Source organism: Cupriavidus sp. 05L310 (genome assembly GCF_056398185.1).
The window spans coordinates 63,699-88,239 of sequence record NZ_JBFTOX010000004.1 but is presented as its reverse complement, the minus strand read 5'-3'; the positions used below and the strand labels follow the sequence as shown (position 1 = coordinate 88,239).

The 24,541-nt window shown below is 65.6% G+C and carries 17 protein-coding genes; 12 read left to right on the top strand and 5 right to left on the bottom strand.

The genetic code is table 11. From position 1 onward, the window contains the following. Nucleotides 1–3 precede the first annotated feature (3 nt). Together eda and AC1DS6_RS03795 are read left to right on the top strand one after the other, a co-directional pair. Nucleotides 4–648, top strand: coding sequence for a bifunctional 4-hydroxy-2-oxoglutarate aldolase/2-dehydro-3-deoxy-phosphogluconate aldolase (gene eda / locus AC1DS6_RS03800; RefSeq protein WP_045239748.1), 645 nt, complete (start codon nucleotides 4–6; stop codon nucleotides 646–648). An 86-nt stretch (nucleotides 649–734) separates the two neighbouring features. Beyond that, nucleotides 735–2,393 (top strand): phospholipase D-like domain-containing protein, encoded by a 1,659-nt coding sequence (locus tag AC1DS6_RS03795; protein ID WP_477102095.1) that lies wholly within the window; start codon nucleotides 735–737, stop codon nucleotides 2,391–2,393. A gap of 113 nt (nucleotides 2,394–2,506) precedes the next feature. Here the strand turns inward: AC1DS6_RS03795 and AC1DS6_RS03790 are convergent, their stop codons facing one another. The 3 genes from AC1DS6_RS03790 to AC1DS6_RS03780 all read right to left on the bottom strand — a co-directional run bounded on the left by AC1DS6_RS03790 (nucleotide 2,507) and on the right by AC1DS6_RS03780 (nucleotide 5,688). Beyond that, nucleotides 2,507–2,638 (bottom strand): entericidin A/B family lipoprotein, encoded by a 132-nt coding sequence (locus tag AC1DS6_RS03790; protein ID WP_035861400.1) that lies wholly within the window; start codon nucleotides 2,636–2,638, stop codon nucleotides 2,507–2,509. A 157-nt stretch (nucleotides 2,639–2,795) separates the two neighbouring features. Next, a complete protein-coding gene (locus tag AC1DS6_RS03785) occupies nucleotides 2,796–4,124 on the bottom strand; it encodes an EAL domain-containing protein (protein WP_477102094.1) in 1,329 nt (442 codons plus the stop codon). 250 nt (nucleotides 4,125–4,374) lie between these two features. Next, entirely contained in the window at nucleotides 4,375–5,688 is a 1,314-nt protein-coding gene (locus AC1DS6_RS03780; protein ID WP_441627775.1) for a hemolysin family protein, read from the bottom strand. A 392-nt stretch (nucleotides 5,689–6,080) separates the two neighbouring features. Here AC1DS6_RS03780 and AC1DS6_RS03775 point away from each other — a divergent pair, with 392 nt between their 5' ends. From AC1DS6_RS03775 to AC1DS6_RS03760, 4 genes are all read left to right on the top strand, one after another. After that, a complete protein-coding gene (locus AC1DS6_RS03775; RefSeq protein WP_477102093.1) occupies nucleotides 6,081–8,225 on the top strand; it encodes a hydantoinase/oxoprolinase family protein in 2,145 nt (714 codons plus the stop codon). 11 nt (nucleotides 8,226–8,236) lie between these two features. Further along, a complete protein-coding gene (locus AC1DS6_RS03770) occupies nucleotides 8,237–10,561 on the top strand; it encodes a hydantoinase B/oxoprolinase family protein (RefSeq protein WP_441627771.1) in 2,325 nt (774 codons plus the stop codon). A 60-nt stretch (nucleotides 10,562–10,621) separates the two neighbouring features. Beyond that, on the top strand, nucleotides 10,622–11,128 hold the full coding sequence (locus tag AC1DS6_RS03765) for an acetone carboxylase subunit gamma (RefSeq protein WP_441627769.1): 507 nt from the start codon (nucleotides 10,622–10,624) through the stop codon (nucleotides 11,126–11,128). A 362-nt stretch (nucleotides 11,129–11,490) separates the two neighbouring features. Continuing rightward, nucleotides 11,491–13,512, top strand: a complete 2,022-nt coding sequence (locus tag AC1DS6_RS03760; RefSeq protein WP_477102092.1) for a sigma-54-dependent Fis family transcriptional regulator — start codon at nucleotides 11,491–11,493, stop codon at nucleotides 13,510–13,512. 29 nt (nucleotides 13,513–13,541) lie between these two features. Here AC1DS6_RS03760 and AC1DS6_RS03755 read toward each other — a convergent pair whose 3' ends face one another. Both AC1DS6_RS03755 and AC1DS6_RS03750 read right to left on the bottom strand, forming a co-directional pair. Next, the gene (locus AC1DS6_RS03755) at nucleotides 13,542–14,540 is read right to left on the bottom strand and encodes a tripartite tricarboxylate transporter substrate binding protein (RefSeq protein ID WP_441627765.1); all 999 of its coding nucleotides are present in this window, start codon (nucleotides 14,538–14,540) and stop codon (nucleotides 13,542–13,544) included. Nucleotides 14,541–14,637: 97 nt separating this feature from the next. After that, entirely contained in the window at nucleotides 14,638–16,332 is a 1,695-nt protein-coding gene (locus tag AC1DS6_RS03750) for a thiamine pyrophosphate-binding protein (protein WP_477102091.1), read from the bottom strand. A gap of 208 nt (nucleotides 16,333–16,540) precedes the next feature. On the opposite strand from AC1DS6_RS03750, the gene AC1DS6_RS03745 reads away from it, so the two are divergent. The 6 genes from AC1DS6_RS03745 (at nucleotide 16,541) to mdoH (ending at nucleotide 24,471) form a co-directional block, all read left to right on the top strand. Continuing rightward, nucleotides 16,541–17,266 carry a GntR family transcriptional regulator gene (locus AC1DS6_RS03745; protein ID WP_477102090.1) on the top strand — a complete coding sequence of 242 codons (726 nt, stop codon included), beginning with the start codon at nucleotides 16,541–16,543 and terminating at the stop codon, nucleotides 17,264–17,266. 58 nt (nucleotides 17,267–17,324) lie between these two features. Beyond that, nucleotides 17,325–18,236: a helix-turn-helix domain-containing protein gene (locus AC1DS6_RS03740; RefSeq protein ID WP_035861378.1), complete on the top strand. Its 912-nt coding sequence runs from the start codon at nucleotides 17,325–17,327 to the stop codon at nucleotides 18,234–18,236. 304 nt (nucleotides 18,237–18,540) lie between these two features. Beyond that, nucleotides 18,541–19,092, top strand: coding sequence for a surface-adhesin E family protein (locus AC1DS6_RS03735; RefSeq protein ID WP_441627759.1), 552 nt, complete (start codon nucleotides 18,541–18,543; stop codon nucleotides 19,090–19,092). Nucleotides 19,093–19,265: 173 nt separating this feature from the next. Continuing rightward, complete coding sequence (locus AC1DS6_RS03730) at nucleotides 19,266–19,451, top strand: hypothetical protein (protein WP_441627757.1); 186 nt, start codon at nucleotides 19,266–19,268, stop codon at nucleotides 19,449–19,451. Between the two features lie 914 nt (nucleotides 19,452–20,365). Further along, on the top strand, nucleotides 20,366–21,949 hold the full coding sequence (locus tag AC1DS6_RS03725; RefSeq protein WP_441627755.1) for a glucan biosynthesis protein G: 1,584 nt from the start codon (nucleotides 20,366–20,368) through the stop codon (nucleotides 21,947–21,949). Further along, the gene (gene mdoH, locus AC1DS6_RS03720; RefSeq protein ID WP_477102089.1) at nucleotides 21,922–24,471 is read left to right on the top strand and encodes a glucans biosynthesis glucosyltransferase MdoH; all 2,550 of its coding nucleotides are present in this window, start codon (nucleotides 21,922–21,924) and stop codon (nucleotides 24,469–24,471) included. The genes AC1DS6_RS03725 and mdoH overlap by 28 nt, the downstream gene beginning before the upstream one ends. Nucleotides 24,472–24,541 lie beyond the last annotated feature (70 nt).

Sequence of the window (24,541 nt, the reverse complement as noted above, 5' to 3'; positions counted from 1 at the left end):
GCCATGCAAACTCAATCTCCCTCGCTGATCGAACGCCTTGTTAACGTGCCGGTGATCCCGGTGCTCGAGTTTTCCTCCGTCGACGAAGCCCTGCATGTGTCCGAAGCCCTGGTCGGCGGCGGCCTGCCGGTGCTGGAGATCACGCTGCGCACGCCCGTGGCGCTGGACGCCATCAAGGCCGTGGCGGCTGCGTTTCCGCAGGCCTGCGTGGGCGCGGGGACGGTGCTGACAGCGGCGGACCTCAAGGCCGTAGGCGATGCCGGCGCGCAATTCGCGGTCTCGCCCGGGCTCACGCCGGCACTGGCCGTGGCTGCGCAGGGCGCCGGCGTGGCGCTGCTGCCTGGCGTGGCCACCGCCAGCGAAGCGATGGCGGCCATGGAGGCCGGCTTCAAGTTCCTGAAGTTCTTCCCGGCGGAAGCGTCGGGCGGGGTGCCGATGCTCAAGTCGCTCTACGGACCTTTCGCGCAGTTGCGCTTCTGCCCCACCGGCGGCATCGATCTCGCGCGTGCGCCAAGCTATCTCGCTCTGCCCAATGTGGTGTGCGTGGGCGGCTCTTGGGTGGTACCCAAGGACGCCGTGGCCAAGGGCGACTGGGCGCGGGTGCGTACGCTGGCGCAGGAGGCTGCCGCGCTGCGCAAGACCGCCTGACGCCTGCCTGGGACGTCGGACAAAGGCGGATAGCACGCCGCCTCGCCAGGTTCTAAGCTTGCCTTATCCGGACTGCTGGAGGCAGCATGTTTGCGCGATTGGCGGGAAAGGCGGCGGGTAGCGCGGCAAGCTCCGCGGGAAGCTGGGCCCGCCGGCTGCGCCGCGCGCTGGTTTGCGCGCTGGTCCTGTTCGCCGAGTCCTGCGCCAGCCTGCCACCGTCTGTTCCACGCGAGCAAACCGCCGCCCTGTCCGACCCTGCCACCACCGCCCTGGGGCGGTTGGTCGCGGAAAGCTCGCCCGACCCGGCCCTGTCCGGCTTCCACGTGATCGCCTCCGGCGAGGAAGCCTACGGCACCCTGATTTCGCTGGCGCAACATGCCACGCGCACGCTGGATCTCCAGTACTACATCATCGAGGCCGACGAATCCTCCCGCGAAATCCTGCACCAGGTGCGGGCCGCCGCCGAGCGGGGCGTGCGTGTGCGTGTTCTGGTCGATGACCTGCACAGCGATGGCGAGGACCGGGCCTTTCTGCGCTTCGCGGGACATCGCAATATCGAAGTGCGCATGTTCAACCCCTTCCCGGCGGGGCGCTTCTCCAAGTTCACGCGGATGCTCTCTTCCGCCACCGACGTCCGGCGGCTGAACCGGCGCATGCACAACAAGGCGTTTATCGCCGACAACGCACTGGCCATGACCGGCGGGCGCAACATAGGCAACGCCTATTTCCTGAGAGCACCGGATACCAATTTCGTCGATCTCGACGTGATCGCGGCCGGGCCCGCCGTGCGCAGGCTCTCCGCTGCCTTTGACCAATACTGGAACAACCCGCTGGCGGTATCGGTGGAAACACTCGCGACCCCGGCCGAGACGGCGGACGCGGCCGCCGGCGCCGGTGGCGCCAGCGCGGCACGGCCCGAGCAGACCCTGGTCGACGCGGAAACCGAGCGCAAGCGCATCGAGGCACAGGGTATGACGCCGCCCGGCACAATCGACGCACGCGCCAGCTTCCTTGGGCGCCAGTTCGCGGGTGGTGGCAAGCTGGCGCTCGAATGGGCATCCGCCAGCGTGATGGTGGATGCGCCGAGCAAGGTGTCGCCGGACCAGGCGCCCGCCGCCCGCGAGACCATGGGTGAAGAACTGGGCCGCATGCTCAGCGGGGCGAACCGGGAGATCATCCTGATCTCGCCATACTTCATCCCTGGCGACCGCGGGGTGGCGTGGATGGCGGATCTGGTCAAGCGCGGCGTGAAAGTGCGCGTGCTGACCAACTCTCTGGCCGCCACCGATGCGCCCATCGTCCACGTCGGCTACCGGCGCTACCGGCCCGACCTGCTGCGCGCGGGCGTGGAACTGCATGAGCTGAAGTCGCGACCCGGCCGGCCGCAGAAAATCATCGGGGATTACACGTCGTCGCAGGCCAGCCTGCATGTGAAGGCCGCGGTCGCGGACCGTACCAACCTGTTCGTGGGTTCGATGAACTTCGATCCCCGCTCGGCCAGCCAGAACACCGAGACTGGCCTGATCATCCACAGCCCGAAGCTGGCGCAGCAAGTCGCACAGCTATTTGCCGGGGCGATCGATGACAACAGCTACCTGCTGCGCTTGTCCGGACAGGGCGCGGTGCAATGGGTGGATGGCAAGGGAGACAAGGCAGTGGTGTTGGATACCGAGCCGGATACCAGCTGGTCGAAGCGCACCTGGATCGACGTGCTCGCGCCATTCACGCCGGAGGAGCTGCTGTAACACCCCCGGCGCGCTGGCCGGGGATGACGAGCGAGGCGGCGGGTGGAGGCGGGCGGGTCGCGCCATGCCAGGCCCACGCCGCCAGGCACCGGAGCCGGTGCCGGCGACACATCCTATTTGCTGCGATCCGCCGCGCCTTCGAGCTTCTGGCCGCCCTTCTGAATATCCTGGCCGAGCCCGGCCATGGTGTTGCAGCCAGCCAGCAGGGTGGCAAACAGAATGCAGAAGATCCATCCTTTTTTCACGCCAGACTCCTTTCGATCATTGAATTCGCCGCAATTCTACCGTTGTCGCGGGGCACTATGAAGCGCGACTCCCGCCATTTTGTAACCGTTCGTGCCCGGCGAAACGTGCAACAGGACGCCGCATTCCGGGGACGAGGCGGCAGCAGGGGCGGCCTGGCTACGCCAGCAGCTCGCGCGCACGGGCGCAAATGGCCGCATGTGTCTGGGCCAGCCACTGGGCCGGGAAGGGCTGGGCCAGCAGGTAGCCTTGCACGGCACTGCAGCCCCAGTTGCGCACCTCGGTCAGTTGGTGCCGCGTTTCGATGCCCTTGGCGCAGACTGGCAACGCAAGGCGCTGTGCCTGCTCGCAGGCGGATTGCAGCCGGGCGGCGCCGGCGCTCTCCTGGTTTGGCTGCGCGGTCGTGCCGATGCAGCGCGCATCGAAGGTCAGCAGATCCGGGCGCAGGCGCTCCAGGGTCGCGCTGCCGCCAGGTGCGTCGGCAAAGTCGCTCAAGGCAAAGCGCACGCCGGCGCGCCGCAGCGTGGCCAGCTTCGCGGCAGCCACGCGGTCGGTGGCGAGCAACGCACCGGGGGGGATCTCCAGGCAAATCCTGGCCGGGTCCAGATGCCGGCGTTCCAGCGTGCGCAGCAGGGTATCGATCATGGGGGTACCGTGCATCTGCGCGCTGGACACCAGCAAGGAGAGTTCCACCGGTTCGCCGATGCCCGGGCAGTTCAGCAGGGGCAGGGCGTTTTCCATCAGCCACCGCGCGACGTCGCCCATCATGCCGAGCGATTCCAGCGCAGGCAGGAAGTCCTGTGGCGCAACACGCCCGAACTCGGGGCTCTGCCACCGCAGCCTGGCTGTATAGCCTGTCACGCAGCCCGTGGACAACGATGCCCGTGCCTGCAGGTTCAGAGCAAGCTGGCTTCGCGCCAGCGCGTGCGGGAGGGCAGCCAGCAGCGGCGTGGAAAGCGGCCGGGACGTTGTGGCAGCGTTGGCGGCAACGCCGTCACCGCCGCGCTTGCGCACACGCAGCATCGCGTCATACGCTTCGCGCAGGCTGCGCTCGGCCGGCTTGTCGGGTTCGTCAAGCGCCACGCCGACGCTGCTGGCCAGGAACAATTCGAACCCATCCTGCAGGAAGGGGCGTGCGAGGCCGGCGGCCACGCCGCGTGCCAGGCGCAGCGCGGCTTCCATGTAATCGGTCGCCGCCAGGGGTAGCGGCACAGCCGCGCCGATGTCGGCTTGCCCCAGCCACGTCATCTCCGCCGGGGGCGCCAGCGCGGCTACACGCGCCACTGCCTGCGCGCGCAACCGTCCGGCCAGATGCGCGCCGAGCATTTCGCTGGCGTGGGTAAAGCGGTCCAGGTGGATAACAAGGACCGCGAATCGTTGCGTGGCGGGCGATAGTTGCCGGCGCGCTGCCAGAGCGCAAGCGAAATCGCTTGTTTCCCGTGGGTCCACCTCCGCCGAGCGGACATCGTCGTCTGCGTCAGGATGCATGGGGGGTCCCTGTCGTGATCCGGGCACGATCCGGCCATGCCGTGACCGCACCAACCGCCATGCCATCCGTGCCCCGGCCTGGGGATCTTGTCCTCAAGCCGCAGTCAGGAGTGGCACGGCACAGCCAGATCATACGGCACGGCAGGCGCCGCCCGAAGAGCTGCGGATACAGGGATAGTGCGGATTCGCGGGGGCTTGACGGAGCTCAAAATCCGGCGCCTGGCGTAACCAGGCCTGGCGGGCAGGGTGATCAGCCGGTGGTTTCGGCGTCGGCGCCGTCCTCGGGCGGCACGCGCGAGGCCAATACCTTGTCGATGCGCTTGCCATCCATGTCGACGATCTCGAACTTCCAGTCGGCCCAGCGCACCGTGTCGCCGGTTTGCGGGAGCCGGCCCAGCAACAGCAACAACATGCCGGAGAGCGTGTGGTAGCGCTCTTTGTCCTCTTCCGGCACGTGGCGCAGGCCAATGCGGTCTTTCAGCTCGGGGATGGGGATCAGGCCATCGAGCAGCCAGGAGCCATCCTCGCGCTGCACCGCCCATTCCTCGCCGACGCCGTCCTGCTTGAATTCGCCGGTGATGGCTTCGATCAGGTCCTGCAGCGTGACCAGGCCCAGCACCTCGCCGTATTCGTCGATGACGAAAGCGATCTGGCCACCCGAGATGCGGAAATTCTCCAGCAATTCCATGCCGGTCACACTCTCCGGTACGAAAACCGGAGGTTGCACCACGGCGGCCAGGTCGGTGGGCTCGCCGCGCAGGCGGCGCGCAAGCAACTGGCGCGCGCTGACCACGCCGAGCATGTCGTGCATGCCGCCGCGCACCACCGGGAAGCGCGAGTGATCGGACTCCTCGATGCGGCGCAGGTTTTCTTCCAGCGGGACTTCCACGTCCAGGCAGACCACGTCGCCGCGCGGCACCATCAGCGAGGTGAGCTGGCGGTCGTCGAGGCGGAACACATTGCGCACCATGGTGTGCTCGTGCTGCTCGATGACGCCTGCCTCCGAGCCTTCCACCAGCAGCGCATGGATCTCTTCTTCGGTGACGGCCGGGCCACGGCCGCTCTTGACGCCAAGCATGCGCAGCACCAGCCGGGTCGAGCTGGAGAGCAGCTTGACAAAGGGCGTGGAGGCCAGCGCCAGGAAGGAAATCGGGCGTGACACCAGGCGGGCGATGGTTTCCGGCGCCATCTGGCCGAGACGCTTCGGTACCAGTTCGCCAAGCACGATGGAAAAGTACGTCAGGCCCGCCACAACGATGATGGTTGCCACGTAACCGGCGGTCGACGCCTGCAAGCCAAGGCCTTGCAGCCACACACCGAGCGGCTGGGCCAGGGTGGACTCGCCAACCACGCCGTTAAGCACGCCGATCGAAGTGATGCCGATCTGCACGGTCGAGAGGAAGCGGGTGGGGTCTTCGCCCAGCTTGATCGCCTCGATGGCGCCGCGGTCGCCTTCTTCGATGCGCCGTTGCAGGCGGGCCTTGCGAGCCGTCATCAGGGCGATTTCGGACATCGCGAACAGGCCGTTGATCAGAATCAGCGCCAGTAATATGGCAATTTCCATCAGGGTGCGCGCCCTGTGCGCGCAGGAGTTATCGAGGCCCAAAGCATAACATCGCTGTGTGTCAGGACCGCTTCCGGCCTTGCACAGAGTGGCTTATCCATCGCCCGGCGGTATCTGCGGCCGAACGGGCCGCCGCCCCCCGCGCAGCGCGAAAACCGAACGATGCGCCGTTCGAATTCACGACGTTCGAGACGGTGCAAGTCGCTTGTTCCCACTTTCCGTAGCCCGGGAATATTCGATATCCCATTGATATAAAAAGAAAAAACGCTTGTCTCCGCGGGCTGGCACAGCGGTTGCGATACAGACACCGGACCACCGTGCCACGCGGTGAGTCTGGCAACGGCGCTGCCTGGCAGCCGCCGTGAACGCTGTCAAAGCAAGGAGACAAGGATATGGAAGTGCAATCACAAGTCCAGGTGATGGGCATCGACGCCGGCGGCACGATGACCGACACCTTCTTTGTGCGCGCCGACGGGCGGTTCGTCGTCGGCAAGGCCCAAAGCAACCCGGAAGACGAATCCCTGGCCATCTTCAACTCCTCGGAGGACGCGCTTGCGCACTGGCAGCGCGGCGTCGACGACGTGTATCCCGAACTGTTGACCTGCGTGTACTCGGGTACCGCGATGCTCAACCGCGTCGTGCAGCGCAAGGGACTGGACGTGGGCCTGATGGTCAACAAAGGCTTCGAGCACGTCCATTCGATGGGGCGGGCCATCCAGAGCTACCTGGGCTACGCGCTGGAGGAGCGTATCCATCTCAACACGCACCGCTACGACGAACCGCTGGTGCCGCTGTCGCGTACCCGCGGCGTGACCGAACGCACCGACGTGCAGGGTGAGATCGTCATACCGCTGCGCGAAAACGAAGTGCGCCAGGCAACGCGCGAACTGGTGGCGGCCGGGTCAAGGGCCATCGTGATCTGCTTCCTGCAATCGCACAAGAACGGCACCAGCGAGCAGCAAGCTCGCGACATCGTGCGCGAGGAACTCAAGAAGCTGGGCGCCGATCTCCCCGTGTTCGCCTCGGTGGACTATTACCCGCAGCGCAAGGAAAGCCACCGGATGAACACCACGGTGCTTGAAGCCTACGCGGCCGAGCCCTCGCGGCAAACGCTCAAGAAGGTCAGCGACCGTTTCAGGAAGCACGGCGCCAAGTTCGACCTGCGGGTGATGGCCACCCACGGCGGCACCATCAGCTGGAAGGCCAAGGAACTGGCACGCACCATCGTCTCCGGCCCGATCGGCGGCGTGATCGGCTCCAAGCTGTTGGGCGAGACCCTGGGCTACGACAATATCGCCTGTTCCGACATCGGCGGCACCTCGTTCGACATGGCGCTCATCACCAAGGGCAACTTTGCCATTGCCGCCGATCCCGACATGGCGCGCCTGGTGCTGTCGCTGCCGCTGGTGACGATGGACTCGGTGGGCGCCGGCGCGGGCAGCTTCGTGCGGCTCGATCCCTATAGCGGCGCCATCAAGCTCGGTCCGGACAGCGCGGGATACCGCGTCGGTACGTGCTGGCCGGAGAGCGGGCTGGACACGGTGTCGGTTTCCGACTGCCATGTGGTGCTGGGCTACCTCAATCCCGACAACTTCCTTGGCGGCGCCATCAAGCTGGACGTCGAGCGGGCGCGCCAGCATATCAAGGCGCAGATCGCCGATCCGCTGGGTTTGTCGGTGGAGGATGCGGCAGCGGGCGTGATCGAACTGCTCGACCTGCAACTGCGCGAGTACCTGCGCTCCAATGTAAGCGCCAAGGGCTACAACCCGACCGAGTTCGTCTGCTTCTCCTATGGCGGGGCAGGGCCGGTCCATACCTATGGCTACACCGAAGGCCTGGGGTTCAAGGACGTGATCGTGCCGGCGTGGGCGGCGGGCTTCTCGGCATTCGGCTGCGCCTGCGCGGACTTCGAATACCGCTATGACAAGAGCGTCGACCTGGCGCTGCCGCAGGACGCCGCCGAGGCGGACAAGGCCCAGGCGGCCCAGACCATCCAGAAGGCGTGGTCGGACCTGGCCGCCAAGGTGATCGAGGAGTTCAAGATCAACGGCTTCAAGCCCGAAGACGTGATCCTGCGCCCCGGCTACCGCATGCAGTACATGGGCCAGCTCAACGACCTGGAAATCAGCTCGCCTATCGTCAGTGCCGCCACGGCCGGGGACTGGGAGCAGATCGTCGACGCCTTCGAGGAAACCTACGGCAGGGTGTACGCCAGCTCGGCGCGTTCGCCGGAACTGGGCTTCTCCGTCACCGGCGCGATCATGCGCGGCATGGTGATTACCCAGAAACCGGTGCTGCCGGAAGACCCGGAAGGCGGGCCGAAGCCGCCTGCGCAAGCCCGCCTGGGAATGCGCCCGCTGTACCGCCAGAAGCAGTGGCGCGACGCGGTGCTGTGGAAGATGGAGGCGCTGCAGCCCGGCAACATCATTACCGGACCGGCCATCATCGAGTCGGACGCGACCACCTTCGTGGTGCCCGAGGGCTTTGCCACCACGCTCGACAAGCATCGCCTCTTCCACCTCAAAGAAGTGAAGTAAGGAGACACGCCATGAACATGATGTCCAGCAAGGAAGTCGGCCTCGCCGACCTGCTCAAGACCGGCGAAACGCTCAAGCAGTTCCGCGACGCCATCCTGGAGCGCACAGCCAGAACCGGCCACTACAACGGGCTCACGCGCCTTGAATTCCGCGAGCGGGACCCGATCCGCTACGAAAAGCTCTTCTCCAAGCTGCGCGGCGGCCTGGTGCATGCGCGCGAAACCGCCAAGAAGATCGCCGCCAGCCCGATCGTCGAGCAGGAGGGCGAACTGTGCTTCACGCTCTACAACGCCGCGGGCGATTGCGTGCTGACCTCGACCGGGATCATCATCCACGTCGGCACGATGGGCGCGGCGATCAAATACATGATCGAGAACAACTGGGAGGCCAATCCCGGCATCCATCCCGGCGACATGTTCACCAACAACGATTGCTCGATCGGCAATGTCCATCCTTGCGACATCGCCACCATCGTGCCGATCTTCGCGCACGGCAAGCTGGTCGGCTGGGTGGGCGGCGTGACCCACGTGATCGACACCGGCGCGGTGACGCCTGGATCGATGTCGACCGGGCAGGTGCAGCGCTTCGGCGACGGCTACATGATCACTTGCCGCAAGACCGGGGTGAACGACACCCCGTTGCGCGACTGGCTGCATGAGAGCCAGCGCTCGGTACGCACGCCGAAATACTGGATCCTGGACGAGCGTACCCGCATTGCGGGCTGCCACATGATCCGCGACCTGATCGAAGAAGTGATCGAGGACGAAGGACTGGAAGCCTACGAAGAGTTCTCCTACGAGGTGATCGAGGAGGGGCGGCGCGGCCTGCAGACACGCATCAAGGCGATGACGTTGCCCGGCAAGTACCGCAAGGTCGCCTTCGTCGACGTGCCATACAACCATCCGGACGTGCAGACCTCATCGGCTTTCGCCAAGCTCGATTCGATCATGCATTCGCCGGTGGAAATGGAAATCCGTAAGGACGGCTCGTGGCGGCTGGATTTCGAGGGCGCGAGCCGCTGGGGCTGGCACTCGTACAACGCGCATCAGGTGGCCTTTACCAGCGGCATCTGGGTGATGATGACGCAGACCCTGGTGCCCACGCAGCGCATCAACGACGGCGCTTACTTCGGTACGGAATTCCATCTGCCCAAGGGTACCTGGATGAACCCGGACGACCGCCGCACCGGCCATGCCTATGCCTGGCATTTCCTGGTCTCAGGCTGGAGTGCGATGTGGCGCGGCCTCTCGCAGGCCTACTTCAGCCGTGGCTACCTGGAGGAGGTCAATGCCGGCAACGCCAACACCTCCAACTGGCTGCAGGGCGGCGGCATCAACCAGGACGGCGAGATCCACGCGGTCAACAGTTTCGAGGCGTCCTCGTGCGGCACCGGCGCCAGCGCCATCAAGGATGGGCTGAATCATGCCGCGGCGATCTGGAACCCGGAAGGCGACATGGGCGACATCGAGATCTGGGAAATGGCCGAGCCACTGCTCTACCTGGGGCGCAATGCCAAGGCCAATTCCGGCGGCTACGGCAAGTACCGGGGCGGCTGTGGTTTCGAGACGCTGCGCATGGTGTGGAAAGCGCAGGACTGGACCATGTTCTTCATGGGCAATGGCTATATGAACAGCGACTGGGGCTTGATGGGCGGCTATCCGGCCGCCACCGGCTACCGCTTCGAGGCCCACAAGACCGGCCTGAAGGAGCGCATTGCCGCCGGCGACAGCCTGCCGCTGGGCGGCGATGCCAATCCGGACCTGCCGGATTACGAGAACCACCTCAACGCCGGCGCGGTAGTCAAGCGCGACCAGCAGTGCATGACCACCGAGGACTGCTACGACAACTACGACCTGTACCTGAACTACCTGCGCGGCGGCCCGGGCTTTGGCGACCCGCTCGACCGCGAGGCGGAAGCCATCGAGCGGGACCTGAACAACGCCTTGCTGTTGCCGGAGTACGCGCAGAAGGTCTACGGCGCCGTGGCGACCAGGGATGGCAACGGCATCTGGAAGGTGGATGCCAGGGAAACGGCGCTGCTGCGCGTCGAGATCCGTAACCAGCGCCTGGCGCGCTCGCAGCCCGTCCAGGAATGGATGAAGGGCGAGCGCGAGCGGATCCTGGTCAAGCACGCTTCGACCCAGGTGCAGCACATGTTCGCCACCAGTTTCGGTCTGTCGAAGAAGTTCGAGCAGCAGTTCCGTACGTTCTGGGATCTGCCGGACTCGTGGACCCTGACCGAGGACGAACTGGACGTGCCGACCTATGGCTCCAAGTACCGCATGGACCTGTCCAAGATGCCCGACGTCAACACCGTGGTGCTGGTCGAGGAATGAAGCCCGGCCCACGCCAGCGAACACAGACATCAGGCAATACGCCACCAGAGAGGATTCAATATGTCCACCTACACCAGTGAACAGGTCAAGAACCTGGTCGACGGCAAGCTCGACTGGGACACCACCTTGCGCATGCTGTCGATGCCCAAGGATGCCGCGCGCTTCCAGCTTTACGTGGAAGCACTGCAGAAGAAGCTCGATTGGGACGATCGCATCGTGCTGCCGCTGAGCCCGCACATGTTTATCGTGCAGCAAGCCAAGACCAGGAATTGGGTGACCCAATGCGACTGCGGCCATGTCTTCTGCGACTATCGGGAGAACTGGAAGCTGCACGCCAACGTCTATGTGCGCGATACGGACGAAGCCATGGCCGAGGTCTATCCGCAACTGATGGCGCCGGATACCCAATGGCAGGTGTACCGCGAGTACTACTGCCCGAAATGCGGGACCATGCACGACGTGGAAGCGCCTACGCCGTGGTATCCGGTGATCCACGACTTCGAGCCGGATATCGATGCGTTCTACACGGACTGGGTGAAGTTGCCGCTGCCGGAGCGCGTGGATTGATGCGCGCATCGGCACGGAAGTAATTGTTTGTCCACTTTCTGGCCCGGGGATGGAGCGGCCATCCCCGGGCGGAAGGCCTGGCGGCCGTTCGATTTTCGGACGGCCGTTTCGTTTTCGGCCGGTCGCTGGCGGACGATCCGGCGCGCGTGCGGCCCGGCAGGGCGCGCGGCCGATGGCTGGCGCGTGGCCTGGAACTTGCACGTAGGCAAGTCCCGGCTGGCTTTGGCGGCAGCGTCGGGAGTAGCATGCAGGAAGCGGGCCCTGGTCCCGCAAAGCAGACAAGACAAGACAAGACAAGAGAACGAGCCGGCGAACCGGCCATCCGAGCCCGCATCGAGCGGGCCCCCGCAAGGAGACACGGAATGCAAGAAGCCGGCACACCGATGGACTGGTTTTCTCATCCCGACCACGACGCCAGCATCATGTCCGCCTGGGAACACTTGATCGACGGTGGTGAGGCGAGTGCCGGAGAATTGCGCTGCGTGGTCGACGATTCCTGGCGCCGCTGTCTGGTGGGCCAGGTCGATCCCGGTGCCGGTGCCGCGCCGCCACCGCTTGACGAAGGGGCCCTGCGCGCCCGGCGGGAGAAGAACGATCGCCTGCTCAGCGCCAGCCTTCCGTTGATACAGCAGACCCGCGAGTTTCTCTCCCAGACCGGCACCATCATGCTGCTGGCCGATCCCGACGGGATGATCCTCCAGCAGGAGGGCGATATGCGCATCGTCGAGCCGGCCGGGGAAGTGGGCCTGATTCCCGGCTGCGACTGGACCGAGCTCAACTGCGGGACCAATGCCATCGGTACCGCGCTGGCCTTGCAACAGCCCGTGCAAATTCACGGCGCCGAGCATTTTTGCGCCGGCATCAAGCGCTGGACCTGCTCGGCCACGGTCATCCGCGATCCGCTGGACGGCGGCGTGCTTGGGGTCATCGATGTGTCCGGCCTGGCGCAGACCTACAGCCGGCATAGCCTGGCGTTGACGGTGTCGCTGGCCGGCCGTATCGAAAGCCGGCTGGCCAAGCTGGCCATGGAGCGCCGCCTGCGCCTGCTGGATCGCTGCATGAGCCATTTTGCCTCGGTGCGCAGCGATGGCGTGCTCGTCCTCGATGCGGGCGGGCGCCTGATCAAGGCCAATCCGCAGGCACCGGCCGCACTGGCACGGCTGGGTGTGCGCACGGCGCTGAACAGTGCGTTTTCCGTCCCCGGCCTGGACGCCCGCGCGGCGGGCGCGGGCTCCGGACCACTCCCCGAATGGCTGCGCCTGACCCGCTTCGAAGCGATCCGCGACAACGGTGAGATGCTGGGTTTCGTCGTGGTGATCCCTGCCGCGCCGCATCGTCTTGCAACAGGTGCTGTCGGCGTGCCGGCCGCCCGGCCGGGCCTGGCCCCGGCGTTTTCACGGATCGTAGGCAGCAGTGCTGCCTTGCGCTCCGCCGTGGACAAGGCGCAGCACCTCGCGCCGTCCAGGGTGCCGGTACTGCTGCTGGGCGAGACCGGTGTCGGCAAGGAACTGTTTGCGCAGGGGATTCACCAGGCCAGCGCTTGCGCGGATGGCCCGTTCGTGGCGCTCAATTGCGGGGGGCTGTCGCGGGACCTGCTCGCCAGCGAACTCTTCGGCTATGCCGAGGGGGCGTTCACCGGGGCACGCAAATCGGGCGCGCCCGGCAAGATCGAGGCCGCCAACCGGGGAACGCTGTTTCTAGACGAAATCGGGGAAATGCCGCTCGATATCCAGCCGCACCTGTTGCGCGTGCTGGAAGAGGGGGAAATTTACCGGCTGGGCGAAAACACGCCGCGCAAGGTCAGCTTTCGCCTGGTCGCCGCCACCCACCGGAACCTGCGCGACGATGTGGCCGCGGGAAAATTCCGCATGGACCTGTTCTACCGCATCGCCGTGACCAATATCGCGATACCGCCGTTGCGCGAGCGCAAGGACGATATTCCGGCCCTGGTCACGCACTGGCTGGGGCAGCTATGCGAGCGCTACGGCCTGCCGGTGGCCTCGTTCGATGACGACGCTTACCGGTGCCTGCTGGCCTACGACTGGCCGGGCAATATCCGCGAATTGCGCAACGCGCTGGAGGGCTCCTTGCTGATGGCCGAAGGCGGCGTGATCACCATGGACAAGCTGCCGCTCGAAATCAGCGCGGTGGGCATGCCGGGCGCCACCGGCTTGCCCAAGGGCCTTGCCGGCAGCGCGCCCGAGACGGTGTACTCGCTGGAAATGGCCGAATCGGAATCCATCCGCAAGGCCCTGGCGTACAGCGGCGGCAACCTGACCAGGACCGCGTCGCGCCTTGGCATCGCGAAGAGCACGCTGTACCAGAAGATCCGCAAATACGGGTTGAGCGCGGCCCTGAGCGAAACGCGCGGCAGGGTGACATAGGGCGGCGATACTCACCGCTTTCCGCACCTTCAGTCTTCCAGTTTCAGGCTGGCTTTCTTGACGAATGCATTCCAGCGTTCGTATTGGTCGCGGGCGTAGCGGTCCAGCGCCGGGCCATCGCTGGCCACGACCTCGAAACCCGCCTGGGTCAGCTTGCGGTGTGTTTCAGGGTCCGCCAGCGCGGCCTGGAACGCTTCGGTGAGCTTGCGCACCGTCGCCGGCGGGGTGCCGGCCGGGGCGAAGATGCCGATCCAGGAATAGGCCTCGAAGCCGGGAAAGCCGGATTCCGCCACGGTCGGAACATCGGGCAGGTCCGGCAGCCGCTGGTTGCCGGTGACGGCCAGCGGCTTGATCTTGCCTGCGGCAATCTGGCCCTTGAGCGCCGCGTAGCTCAGCAGCGTCAGGCTTGACACATTGCCGAGCACGGCCTGCACGGCGGGCCCGCCGCCGGCATAGGGGACATGCAGCAACTCGACGCTGGCCTGGCGCTTCAGGTCCTCGGCGACCAGGTGATTCATCGAGCCAAGCCCGGTGGAGGCGTAGCTGTATTTGTTCGGCGCCTGTCGGGCGGCGTCCAGGAAGGTCCGCAGGTCTTTGCCGGGCACGGTGGGCGAGGCGCCGATGACCAGCGGGAACCGTACCGCCAGGGTCACGCCGACGAAGTCCTTGAAGGTGTCATAGGGCAGCTTGGACTTGGCGATCGGATTGATGGCGTGGGTGTCGAAGCTCACCAGCACGGTGTTGCCGTCCGGGGCGGAGCGGGCCACGTACTGGGTGGCGAGCTGGCTGGCGGCGCCAGGGCGGTTCTCGATCACCACCGGCCTGCCGGCCGCCTCGGCCAGCTTGGGCTGGATGATCCGCGCGGCGATGTCGGTGCTGCCGCCGGGCGGGAAGGTCACGACCAGCTTCAGTGGCGTTGCGCTGTCCGCCAGCGCGGGCCGGATGGCCAGCGGCAGCAGGCAGGCCAGGAGCGCGACGCCGGCCACCAGCGCACGTCGGTTGACGGATGCTACACGTAGGCAATGCATGAATACCTCTCCCTTGGTCTGTTGGCGTCTGATGGCGTCCGTGACTTCCCGTGCGCGGTCCTTCCTGGCCGGCGGCCGCGCTTGCCGGCCCTGTGCCTCAGCCCATCCACTGGCTCACCGGCGCGGCGGTGTCCTGCAACTCCTGTGAAATCACATCGATCAGCGCCGGACCATCATGCTCCAGCGCAGCCCGGACGGCAGCATCCAGCAGCGCGGGATCTTCCACCCGCCAGGCCTTCACGCCAAAGGCTTCAGCCACCCGGGCGTGGTCGGTGCGGTTGAAGTCCACCGAGAAATAGCGTTTGTCGTAGCCGGCTTTCTGGCTGGCCTTGATCCAGCCGTAGACCGAGTTCGAGAACACGATCATCTTCAGCGGGATCTTGCGCCGCACCAGGGTTTCCATCTCGCCGCAGGTGAAGCCGAAGCTGCCATCGCCCATCACCGAGACGACCGTGGCGCCGGGGCGGCCGACGATGGCGCCGATGCCCGCCGACATGGAGAAGCCCAGCGCGCCATGCGCCCGGTTTGTGATGAAGTGGCGGCCGGGCCGGCTGGCATTGTAGTAGGCCGAGAAGTACGGGCAAGGCGTACCGGGGTCGGCGACCACGATGGCATCGTCGGGCAGGAGGCGGTTGAGTGCATCGACCACGCGCTCGGGCTTGATCGGCGTATCGTGCGATGCAGCCAGGGGGGCGAACGCGGCCAGCTTGGCGGCACGCGCCGCGCCAGCCAGCGCCACGCCGTCGGCGGCGTCCGCCGGGCGATGCGCAAGGCGGTCCCGCACGGCGGGGTTCAGCGCGCGCAAGGCCAGCAGCGCGTCGCCCACCATGCCGACCTCGGTCCGGTAATTGGCCGCGATCACCATCGGGTCGGCATCGATATGCAGGATCGGCACGCTGCGGGCGGGAAAGCGCCAGTGCTCGGTGGTGGTCGAACCGGCCCGGCACCCGATGAACAGCACCAGATCGGCCTGGGCGACAATCTCGCGGGTCGCCATGATGCCGCCGTTGGCGCCCACCACGCCGGCATTGAGCGGGTGGGTGTCGGCCAGGCTGCCCTGGCCGCTGACCGTGGTGCAGACCGGCGCGGACAGCATGACGGCCAGCGCGTCGAGTTCGCCGCAGGCGCCGGAAATCACCACGCCGCCGCCGCAAATGATGACCGGCGCGCGCGCTGCCACCAGCTTTTGCGCCGCGCGTTCGATTTCCGCGGGATCCGGGGCGTAGCGCATGGCGGGGAAACGGTCGTGCCCCTGCTGGGCCCAGACGTCGGCGGCATCGACCTCGTGCTTCTGCACATCGTACGGCAGGCAGATATGGGCTGAACCCGGCTTGCCCGTGGTCATGGCGCGGAACGCGCCGCGTACCGCATCGGGAATCTGGTCGGCACGGTCGACGGTGGTATTCCACTTGGTCAATGGCCGGTAGAGTGCCTCCTGGTCCAGCTCGGTCAGCGGGTATTTGCCGCGCGAACCCACCGAAACGTCCGACGTGATGCCCAACACGGCCACGGAAGATTCATTGGCCTCGACCAGCCCTGGTAACAGGTAGGTAGCCCCGCCGCCGCTCGGGCCTTCGCAGACGCCCACCTTGCCAGTGACGCGCGCATAGGCGTCGGCCATATAGGCGGCACTGCGCTCGTCCCGGGTCAGGATGTGGTCAATGCCGTGGTCCAGGCGCGCCAGGGCATCGTAAAAGGGCAGGCTGGTGTCGCCGCACAGGCCGAAGACGTGCTTCACGCCGTTGAGTTGAAGCATCCGCACCATGGCTTCGGCGCCATTCATCTTAGTCATCCGGGGAATCTCCAAATCCAGGGGCCGCGCGCCGCCCTGGTTGCGGGCCGGGCGCATGCCTGTCTTCGTTGCAGTTGAGCAGGCATGCGCAAAGGATACACATTAGAATACAGTTAAGTATACTTAAAATTGCAGCGCCGGGCCGGACGTGCCACGGGCACGCGGTATGATCCAGCGCCCATCCTTTCGAAGCGAAGCAGACAACAGCATGAAGACGCCTATTTCCACCGTCAGGCGAAGACGCGGTTCCGACGTGTTCACCACGCTTCGGGAGATGGCGATTTCGTATGAACTCAGGCCTGGCGAGCGCCTCAACGAGATTGAACTGGCCGAGCGGCTGGGCGTGAGCCGTACACCGGTGCGCGAAGCGCTTACCCGGCTGGCCACGGATGGTTTCCTGGTGGAATCGAGCCGCGGCTATATGCGCCGCCCGCTCGAAATCCAGGAAATGCTGGATCTGTACGAGGCCCGTGTCGCGGTGGAGCGGGAATGCCTGCGCCTGGCGTTCGCGCGTGCCACGCCGTCCGCTATCGCGGAGGTTGGCGCCTATCTCGATCGGAGCAAATCGGTCCCGCCGGATACGCCGGTGCGCGAACTGGTCGAGCTCGACGAGGGTTTTCACATGCGCATTGCCGCCATGGCCGGCAACGCCGAGCTCAGGCGCATGCTCGCCAGCCTCAACGAGCGCATCCGCTTCATCCGGTGGATCGACATGGAGAACATCGGCCGCGATTCCACCCAGCGCGAACATGCCGAGATCGTGCGCGCCCTGGCGGACCAGAACTGGGAGGCGGGCGAGCGCTATCTCAGCGCGCATATCGCGTTGCGGCGCGAACAGATCGTCGAAGCCATTACCAAAGGGCTGGCGAGGATCTACTTGCCGGATGCCGCCGAGGACGCACGCTTGCCGGAGTCGCCCGACACGGGGCGTTGAACCTGCGATTACCTCCGAGGTAGTCGCCAGGTGGCCATCGCCATGCTGTAATGCGGCCATGGACACCCTGACCCCCAGCTCCGAAACCGCACTCGACTTCCCCGGCCTGCTGCGCTACTGGCGCGGCAAACGCGGCTACAGCCAGCTCGCGCTGTCACTGGCGGCAGGGGTCTCCCAGCGGCATATCAGTTTCCTTGAATCCGGCCGCGCCCGGCCCAGCCGCGAGATGGTGCTGGCGCTGGCCGACCGGCTCGGCGTGCCGCTGCGGCAGCGCAACCGCCTGCTGCTGGCCGGCGGGTTTGCGCCGGCCTACAGCGAGCACGGGCTGGCCGCGCCCGCGCTGCAGATGGTGCAACAGGCGGTCGCGCTGATCCTGTCCAAGCAAGAGCCGTATCCGGCGGTGGTGCTGGATCGCTTCTGGAACATGCTCGATGCCAACCAGGCATACCGCCGCATGATCGGGGTACTGCTGGGCGATCGCGCGCCATCCGTGCTGGAGGAGAACAGCGGGCGCATCAACCTGATGCTCACCGTCTTCAATCCGGATGGCCTGTGGCCGGTCATCGAAAACGCGCGGCAGGTGGGGCGTTACCTGTTGCGGCGCGTCTGGCAGGAATTGCAAACGCAGGCGCAGGACCAGACCGCGCGCGAAATCTTCAACCGGATTGCCGGATGGCATCCCGACATGGTCGGCCCGGCCGGCGTCCCGCTGTTCGATGACGAAGCCGCGGAACGCACGCCACCGCCGATGTTGCCGGTGGCGCTGGCGGCCGAAGGTTTCCGCGCCTCGCTGTTCTCGACGCTGACCACGCTGGGCATCCCGCAGGATGTCACGCTGCAGGAAATGCGCATCGAGTGCTTTTTCCCGGCCGACGATGCCTCGCGCGCCGCGCTGGAGGCGCTGTCGAAGCGGACGTCCGAAAGCCCGCCCTCCAGTGCCCACCGGGGCGTGGCTGTTGGCAGCGCATGAGGTAGCGCGTGGCATAGGGTCATGAAAGGGGTGGAAGTCAGTGGCTATGGTCTATTGCCATTGAGAAATTCCCCAAAATCCCATGGCTTTTTCGATTTGAGGATTTTCCTAATAATCGGGATTGAGCGATTATTGATTCAACTCTCCGGGCAGAGTGCGTGCCGCTATCGCGCTGCATCCATGATGCGGCAACGCACCTTCGATGGGGGGGGCTGAAGCGAGGGGCTAGCTGCCTGCCGGAAGGCGGCCGCGGCACGGTATGCGACAATGCGGGCTGTTTTTTGGTCTACACGAGGGTCCGTCCATGTCCTTGCGCGCCTTATTCCATGCTGCCGCCGTGCTGATCGGCAGTAGCATTTGTCTTGCCGCGTATGCCGAACCGGTTACCGCAACGGTTCGCCCCGCCGCCGCGGGTTTATATGAGTGCCAGGCTCCCAATGGGGGCACGGTGTTCCGTTCCACGCCGCGCGAGGGTTGCGCGATGGTGGCCGCGCCGGATCCTTCGGCGCCCGACCCGCAGCGCTGGCTGCCCCTGACGGGCGCAAACGGGGTGGTCTCCTACTTTGACAAGAGTTCGGTGCGCCGCCGGGGGCCCGAGGTCGGCGTGGCCGTCATGCGTAACGCGCCGGCCGGCGTGATTCGCACCGCCAGTGGCGAACCGATCCGCTCCTCGCTCAGGCGCATGGTCTTCAACTGCGCCACGTCCATGTACGCGGTGGTCGAGCAGACGCTCTATGCCAAACGCTACGCGCGCGGCGAATCGCTCTACACCATCAGCGCGCCACAAGCCGGCATGCCGCAGCCGGCCAACGCCGGCACCATTGCCGGCGAACTGCTGGGCCGGTTGTGCCATTGAGGCCTTTGCCGGCGCACCTGGATGCATTCAATGCTGCGCCGCAGTGTCGATGGGCGTGCTGATGCGTCAACCCATCCCGACCTTGTGCCGTTGTTGATGGTGATGAAGCGGGGTGCCTGTGGCCGCCAAGGGCCACGGCCAGGCTTCTTTCCACAGCTGACCAGGAGGCTGATATGAAGAAGTGGATCGTGATGTTGTCGCTGGCCATGTTTGGCGCGGGTGCATATGCGCAGGCGTCGGCTCCCGCCGCCGGCGATAAGCCTGCCGCGGCAAGCTCGAGCAAGGCGACAAAGCCCGCCAAGACGAAAAAGAACCACGCACCTCCCGATAGCGACAAGATGATGAATAAAGGCGCCTGAGCGCCGATAGCGAAAGGCGACAGGCAGCCCTTGCGTCATTGCGCCACCGCGCGCATGCGCTGGCCGGGCTAGTTCGCCACGCCGCCCGCGTCCGCCGCACCGCGCGTTGCATCACGCGGTGCGGCGTGCCCGGTACCGATGTCCAGCGGCGCCATGCGCCATTCCGGGGGGACTGGCATCGAGGCGGAACCTGATCGAGAGGCTGCGGCCTCTCTTTTTTTGCCCGGATGTATTCACACCGGCTTCCCGTCGCACAACGCCAGCTGACAGCTGGTCCGACTTTCCCGAACGTCTGCTTCAAACGTTCGCAGGCCTGATCCGGGTGCAGTGCACGATTTCGCAGGTGCGCCATGCGCCGTTCCAGTGCCGTACGGGGCCACGCCGCGCGCATTGACGGCGTCCAATCCATGTCCTAGCGTTGCAGATTCGGACGTCGGCCTCAAGTAGCGAAGCGGGGTGCAGCGGCATGCGAGACGACGGCGAGATGCTCGCCCCGGCTATCAGACCTGGCGGCAGCGCCAGGGAAGGGGCTGTAGAAATGGCTGCGTACACAACGTGCCCTGTGCGGCACCGCGCGCTGATCCAGCGATGTTGTCCATGTGACGCCCCAGCACGGGATCGGCACCGAAAGCGGCGTCCGGACGACCGGGGTTTCAATTTGTTGCAAACGTTGCGTGATCGAAACGTGACTTCCCAGGCTCGAATTGTTAAGGTTCTTTTGCGCATTGCAACAAGCCCGATATACGCTTGATCAAGTGAAAACAATGCGCCGCAAGATCCTTATCCGTGCTTCCCGGTATCTTCGCGGCCAGCATCCCGCCGTTGCTTTTGTCATCGCGGCCGCATGGTGGCCCGCCTTTTGCTGCGGTGACTGATCGACCCCGATTTTCCAACTCTGCCTGTCACTGGCATCCATGTCCGAAACCGTTACCCTGCCAACCATCCAATCTGCCCAACCCCATACAGCGGCACGCGCCAATGCGGGCGCCATGCGTCTGGGCAGGTGGTTGTGCGGCGGCATGCTGGCGGTGTGCGCGATGGCCGCGCACGCGTTCGACTTCGATACCGTGGCGGCGCGCGCGCGCCAGCTGGCCGGAACGCCTTACAAGGCGCCTGCGCAGAACCTGCCTCGCGAACTTCGCGAACTGTCCTACGAGCGATATCGCGAGATCGAGTACAAGCCCGAGCGATTCCAGTGGCGTAATGCCAAGCTTCCCTTCGAGCTTTCGTTCTTCCATGAGGGCATGGTGTTCGACCAGCCCGTGCGCATCAACGAAGTGGTGAGCGGCAGCGCGCGCGAGATTCGTTTCGATCCGGCCGCCTTCAACTATGGCCCGCACAAGGTCGATGCCGCCAAGCTCAAGCCGCTGGGCTTCGCCGGCTTCCGGGTGCTCTATCCCCTCAACAACGCCAAGAGCAAGGACGAAGTCGTTTCCTTCCTGGGCGCCAGTTACTTCCGTGCGCTCGGCAAGGACCAATGGTATGGCCTGTCGGCGCGTGGCCTGGCGGTGGATACCGCGCTCAATTCGGGCGAGGAGTTCCCGCGTTTCGTCGAATACTGGATCGAGCGGCCTTCACCGGCGGACAAGCAACTGACCATCTATGCCCTGATGGATTCGCGCCGCATGAGCGGGGCTTATCGCATCGTGATCCGGCCGGGCGCGGAAACCGCCATGGAGGTGAAGTCGCGCCTGTTCATGCGCGAGAACGTCACCAAGCTTGGCCTGGCGCCGCTGACCAGCATGTACCTGTTTGGCGAGAACCAGCCTTCGGCGGTGCAGGACTACCGGCCCGAGGTGCATGACTCCGACGGTCTTTCGGTGCAACTCGGCACAGGCGAATGGCTGTGGCGGCCGTTGAGCAACCCCAAGCGCCTGCTGGTGACCTCGTTCGCGGCGACCAATCCGCAGGGCTTCGGCCTGATGCAGCGCGACCGCAATTTTGGCAATTACCAGGAAATCGGCGCGTGGTACGAGCGCCGCCCGAGCGCCTGGGTGGAGCCCAAGGGCAACTGGGGTTCGGGCCGGGTCGAGCTGGTGCAGATCCCGACTCCGGACGAGACCAACGACAACATCGTGGCGTACTGGGTGCCCGACAACCCACCCAAGCCCAAACAAGCTTTCGATTTCGAATATCGCCTGCTGTGGCAGAAGGACGGCGAAAAACAGCCGCCGCTGTCGTGGGTGACACAAACGCGGCGTGGCCAGGGGCTGAGCCGCAAGCAGGACGACACCAGTTTTTCGCTGGTGGTGGATTTTGAAGGCCCAGTCTTCAAGAAACTGGCTGCGGATACCCGGATCGATCCGGTGATCTCGGCCGACAGCAACGGGGAGCTGCTGAACACTTCGACGCAGCGCAATGAAGCAACCGGCGGCTGGCGCATGACGATGGTCGTGCGCCGCAAGGACGAAAACAAACCGGTCGAATTGCGCGGCTATCTTCGCAACGGCAATACAACCCTATCCGAGACGTGGAGCTACATCTTACCCCCAGGCTAAAGCAGCGCACGGCCCCGGCGGCATGCGAGCGCTATCTCGATCGCGTGCCGGTCTCTCCAGACCTGCGCCGCGAGCTTCTCAACAATGTCGCTTGCGGCGATGACGCGGATCCCGAATCGGCCATTCATTCGCTGCAGCAAAAACTCGCGGCTAAAGACGCTGGCCAGTCGCCGGCGGGCGCTACCTACGGTTCGGTAGGGCGTCGCCTCAATCTCGCGTACGGCGCCCCGCAAGCGGCGGGCGAGCCCCTGGTGCAACGCCGCGCCGATGGCACCGTGCATATCGACACCGGCCCGGCCCCCGAGCGCGGCTCGATGGTGCCGCGGGCATGGCCCCCGCACATCGTCACCGGTTTCCTTCGCAACCTGGGCCGGCGCGTGCTTGGCCGCCCACCCGTGCCTGAAACCTGGGACACCTTGCACGATGGTCCCGACGCCGAGGGCAAGTGGCATCCCGCGGGCGCGCATCGCCGCTGGGTGCTGCTTGGCCTAGTGGCCGGGCAGACCGCACTGGCCACCTACTTCATGACAAAGGTGCTGCCTTATCACGGCACCGACCCGCTCGAGATCGCCGTGCTGGCGCTCTTCGCTATCCTGTTCTCGTGGGTGTCCGCGGGTTTCTGGACCGCGATGATGGGTTTCCTTGTGCTGGCCAAGGGCGGCGACCGCCATCTGATTTCGCGTTCGGCAGCGGTGGACGGACCCATCGCGGAGGAAGCGCGCACGGCAGTCATCATGCCGATCTGCAACGAGGACGTGAACCGGGTCTTCGCCGGGCTGCGCGCGACCTATGAGTCGATGGAGCGCACCGGCGAACTGGCGCGCTTCGATTTCTTCGTGCTGTCCGACAGCGGCGACCCGGACCTGCGTACCGCCGAGACCGATGCGTGGATGGAAACCTGCCGCGCGGTCAATGGCTTTGGCCGAATCTTCTATCGCTGGCGCCGTCACCGCGTCAAGCGCAAGACCGGCAACGTGGCCGACTTCTGCCGCCGCTGGGGCAGTGCGTACCGCTATATGGTGGTGCTTGACGCCGATAGCGTGATGAGCGGCGAATGCCTGACCACGCTGGTCAAGCTGATGGAAGGCAACCCCGGCGCCGGCATCATCCAGACCGCACCGCTGGCAGTGGGGCGCGAGACCATGTATGCGCGGGTGCAGCAGTTCTCCACGCGCGTGTACGGTCCGCTGTTCACCGCAGGACTGCACTATTGGCAGCTTGGCGAATCGCACTACTGGGGCCACAACGCCATCATCCGCATCCTGCCCTTCATGGAGCACTGCGCGCTGGCGCCCTTGCCCGGCAAGGGGCCGCTGGCGGGGGAAATCCTGTCGCACGATTTCGTCGAGGCCGCCCTGATGCGCAGGGCCGGGTGGGGCGTGTGGATTGCCTATGATCTCGAGGGTTCCTACGAGGAACTGCCGCCGAACCTGCTTGACGAGGTCAAGCGCGATCGCCGCTGGTGCCAGGGCAACCTGATGAACTTCCGCCTGTGGATGAAGCAGGGCTTCCACGCGGTGCACCGCGCCGTGTTCCTCACTGGCGTGATGGCTTATCTTTCGGCGCCGTTGTGGTTCCTGTTCCTGGTGCTGTCCACCATCATGCTGGCCAAGCACGCACTGGTACCGCCGGAGTATTTCACGCAGCCTTACCAGTTGTTCCCGACCTGGCCCGAGTGGCATCCGGAAAAGGCGCTGGCCTTGTTCTCGGCTACCGCCACGCTGCTGTTCCTGCCCAAGGTCGCCAGCGTGCTGCTGCTGATGAAAGACTCGCGCAACTATGGCGGGCCGCTGCGCCTGGTCGCTTCGATGCTGATCGAGGTGGTGATGTCGGCCTTGCTGGCCCCCGTCCGGATGCTGTTCCACACCAAGTTCGTGGCGGCGGCATACAGCGGTTGGGGGATTACCTGGAAATCGCCTCCGCGCGAGGATGCGGAGACGACCTGGGGCGAAGCATTTCGCCGTCATGGCATGCATACCTTGCTAGGCCTTGCATGGGGCGGACTGGTGCTGTGGCTGGATCCAAATTTTGTCTGGTGGCTGCTGCCGATCGTCGGCTCGCTGGCCTTCTCGATTCCGCTCTCGGTGTGGCTGTCGCGGGTTTCGTTTGGCCGTGCGCTGCGCCGCGCCAGGCTGTTCGTGACGCCGGAGGAGGCCACGCCGCCGCGCGAAATGGCCGCCATGCAGAAGCACGTCGAGGCCGCGGGCGAACCGCCGGCATTTATCGATGCCGTGGTCGATCCCGTGACCAATGCATTGATGTGCGCCACCGGCTCGCCCCGGGTGGTACAGCCGCAGGCCACGCAACAGGAACATGCCGCGCTGGTGCACCAGGCTCTCACCGCCGGGCCAGATGGCCTCAGCGCCGCCGAAAAGCACGTGCTGCTGGGCGATCCCTTTGCGCTGGCCAGTCTGCATGAACTGGTCTGGGGTTCGCCGCTGGCGCATTCGGGATGGAAGGAAACCCGTGTGTTGCCCCGGCGCGCTGCCAATGTGGTGCCGCTGCGGCCGCGGCTTGCCTGAGTCTTGCGAGGGGAGCGGGTGCCCGCAACGGGCGCCCGCCGGCCCCGGCACTCCAGGGTGTCGCGGCAAG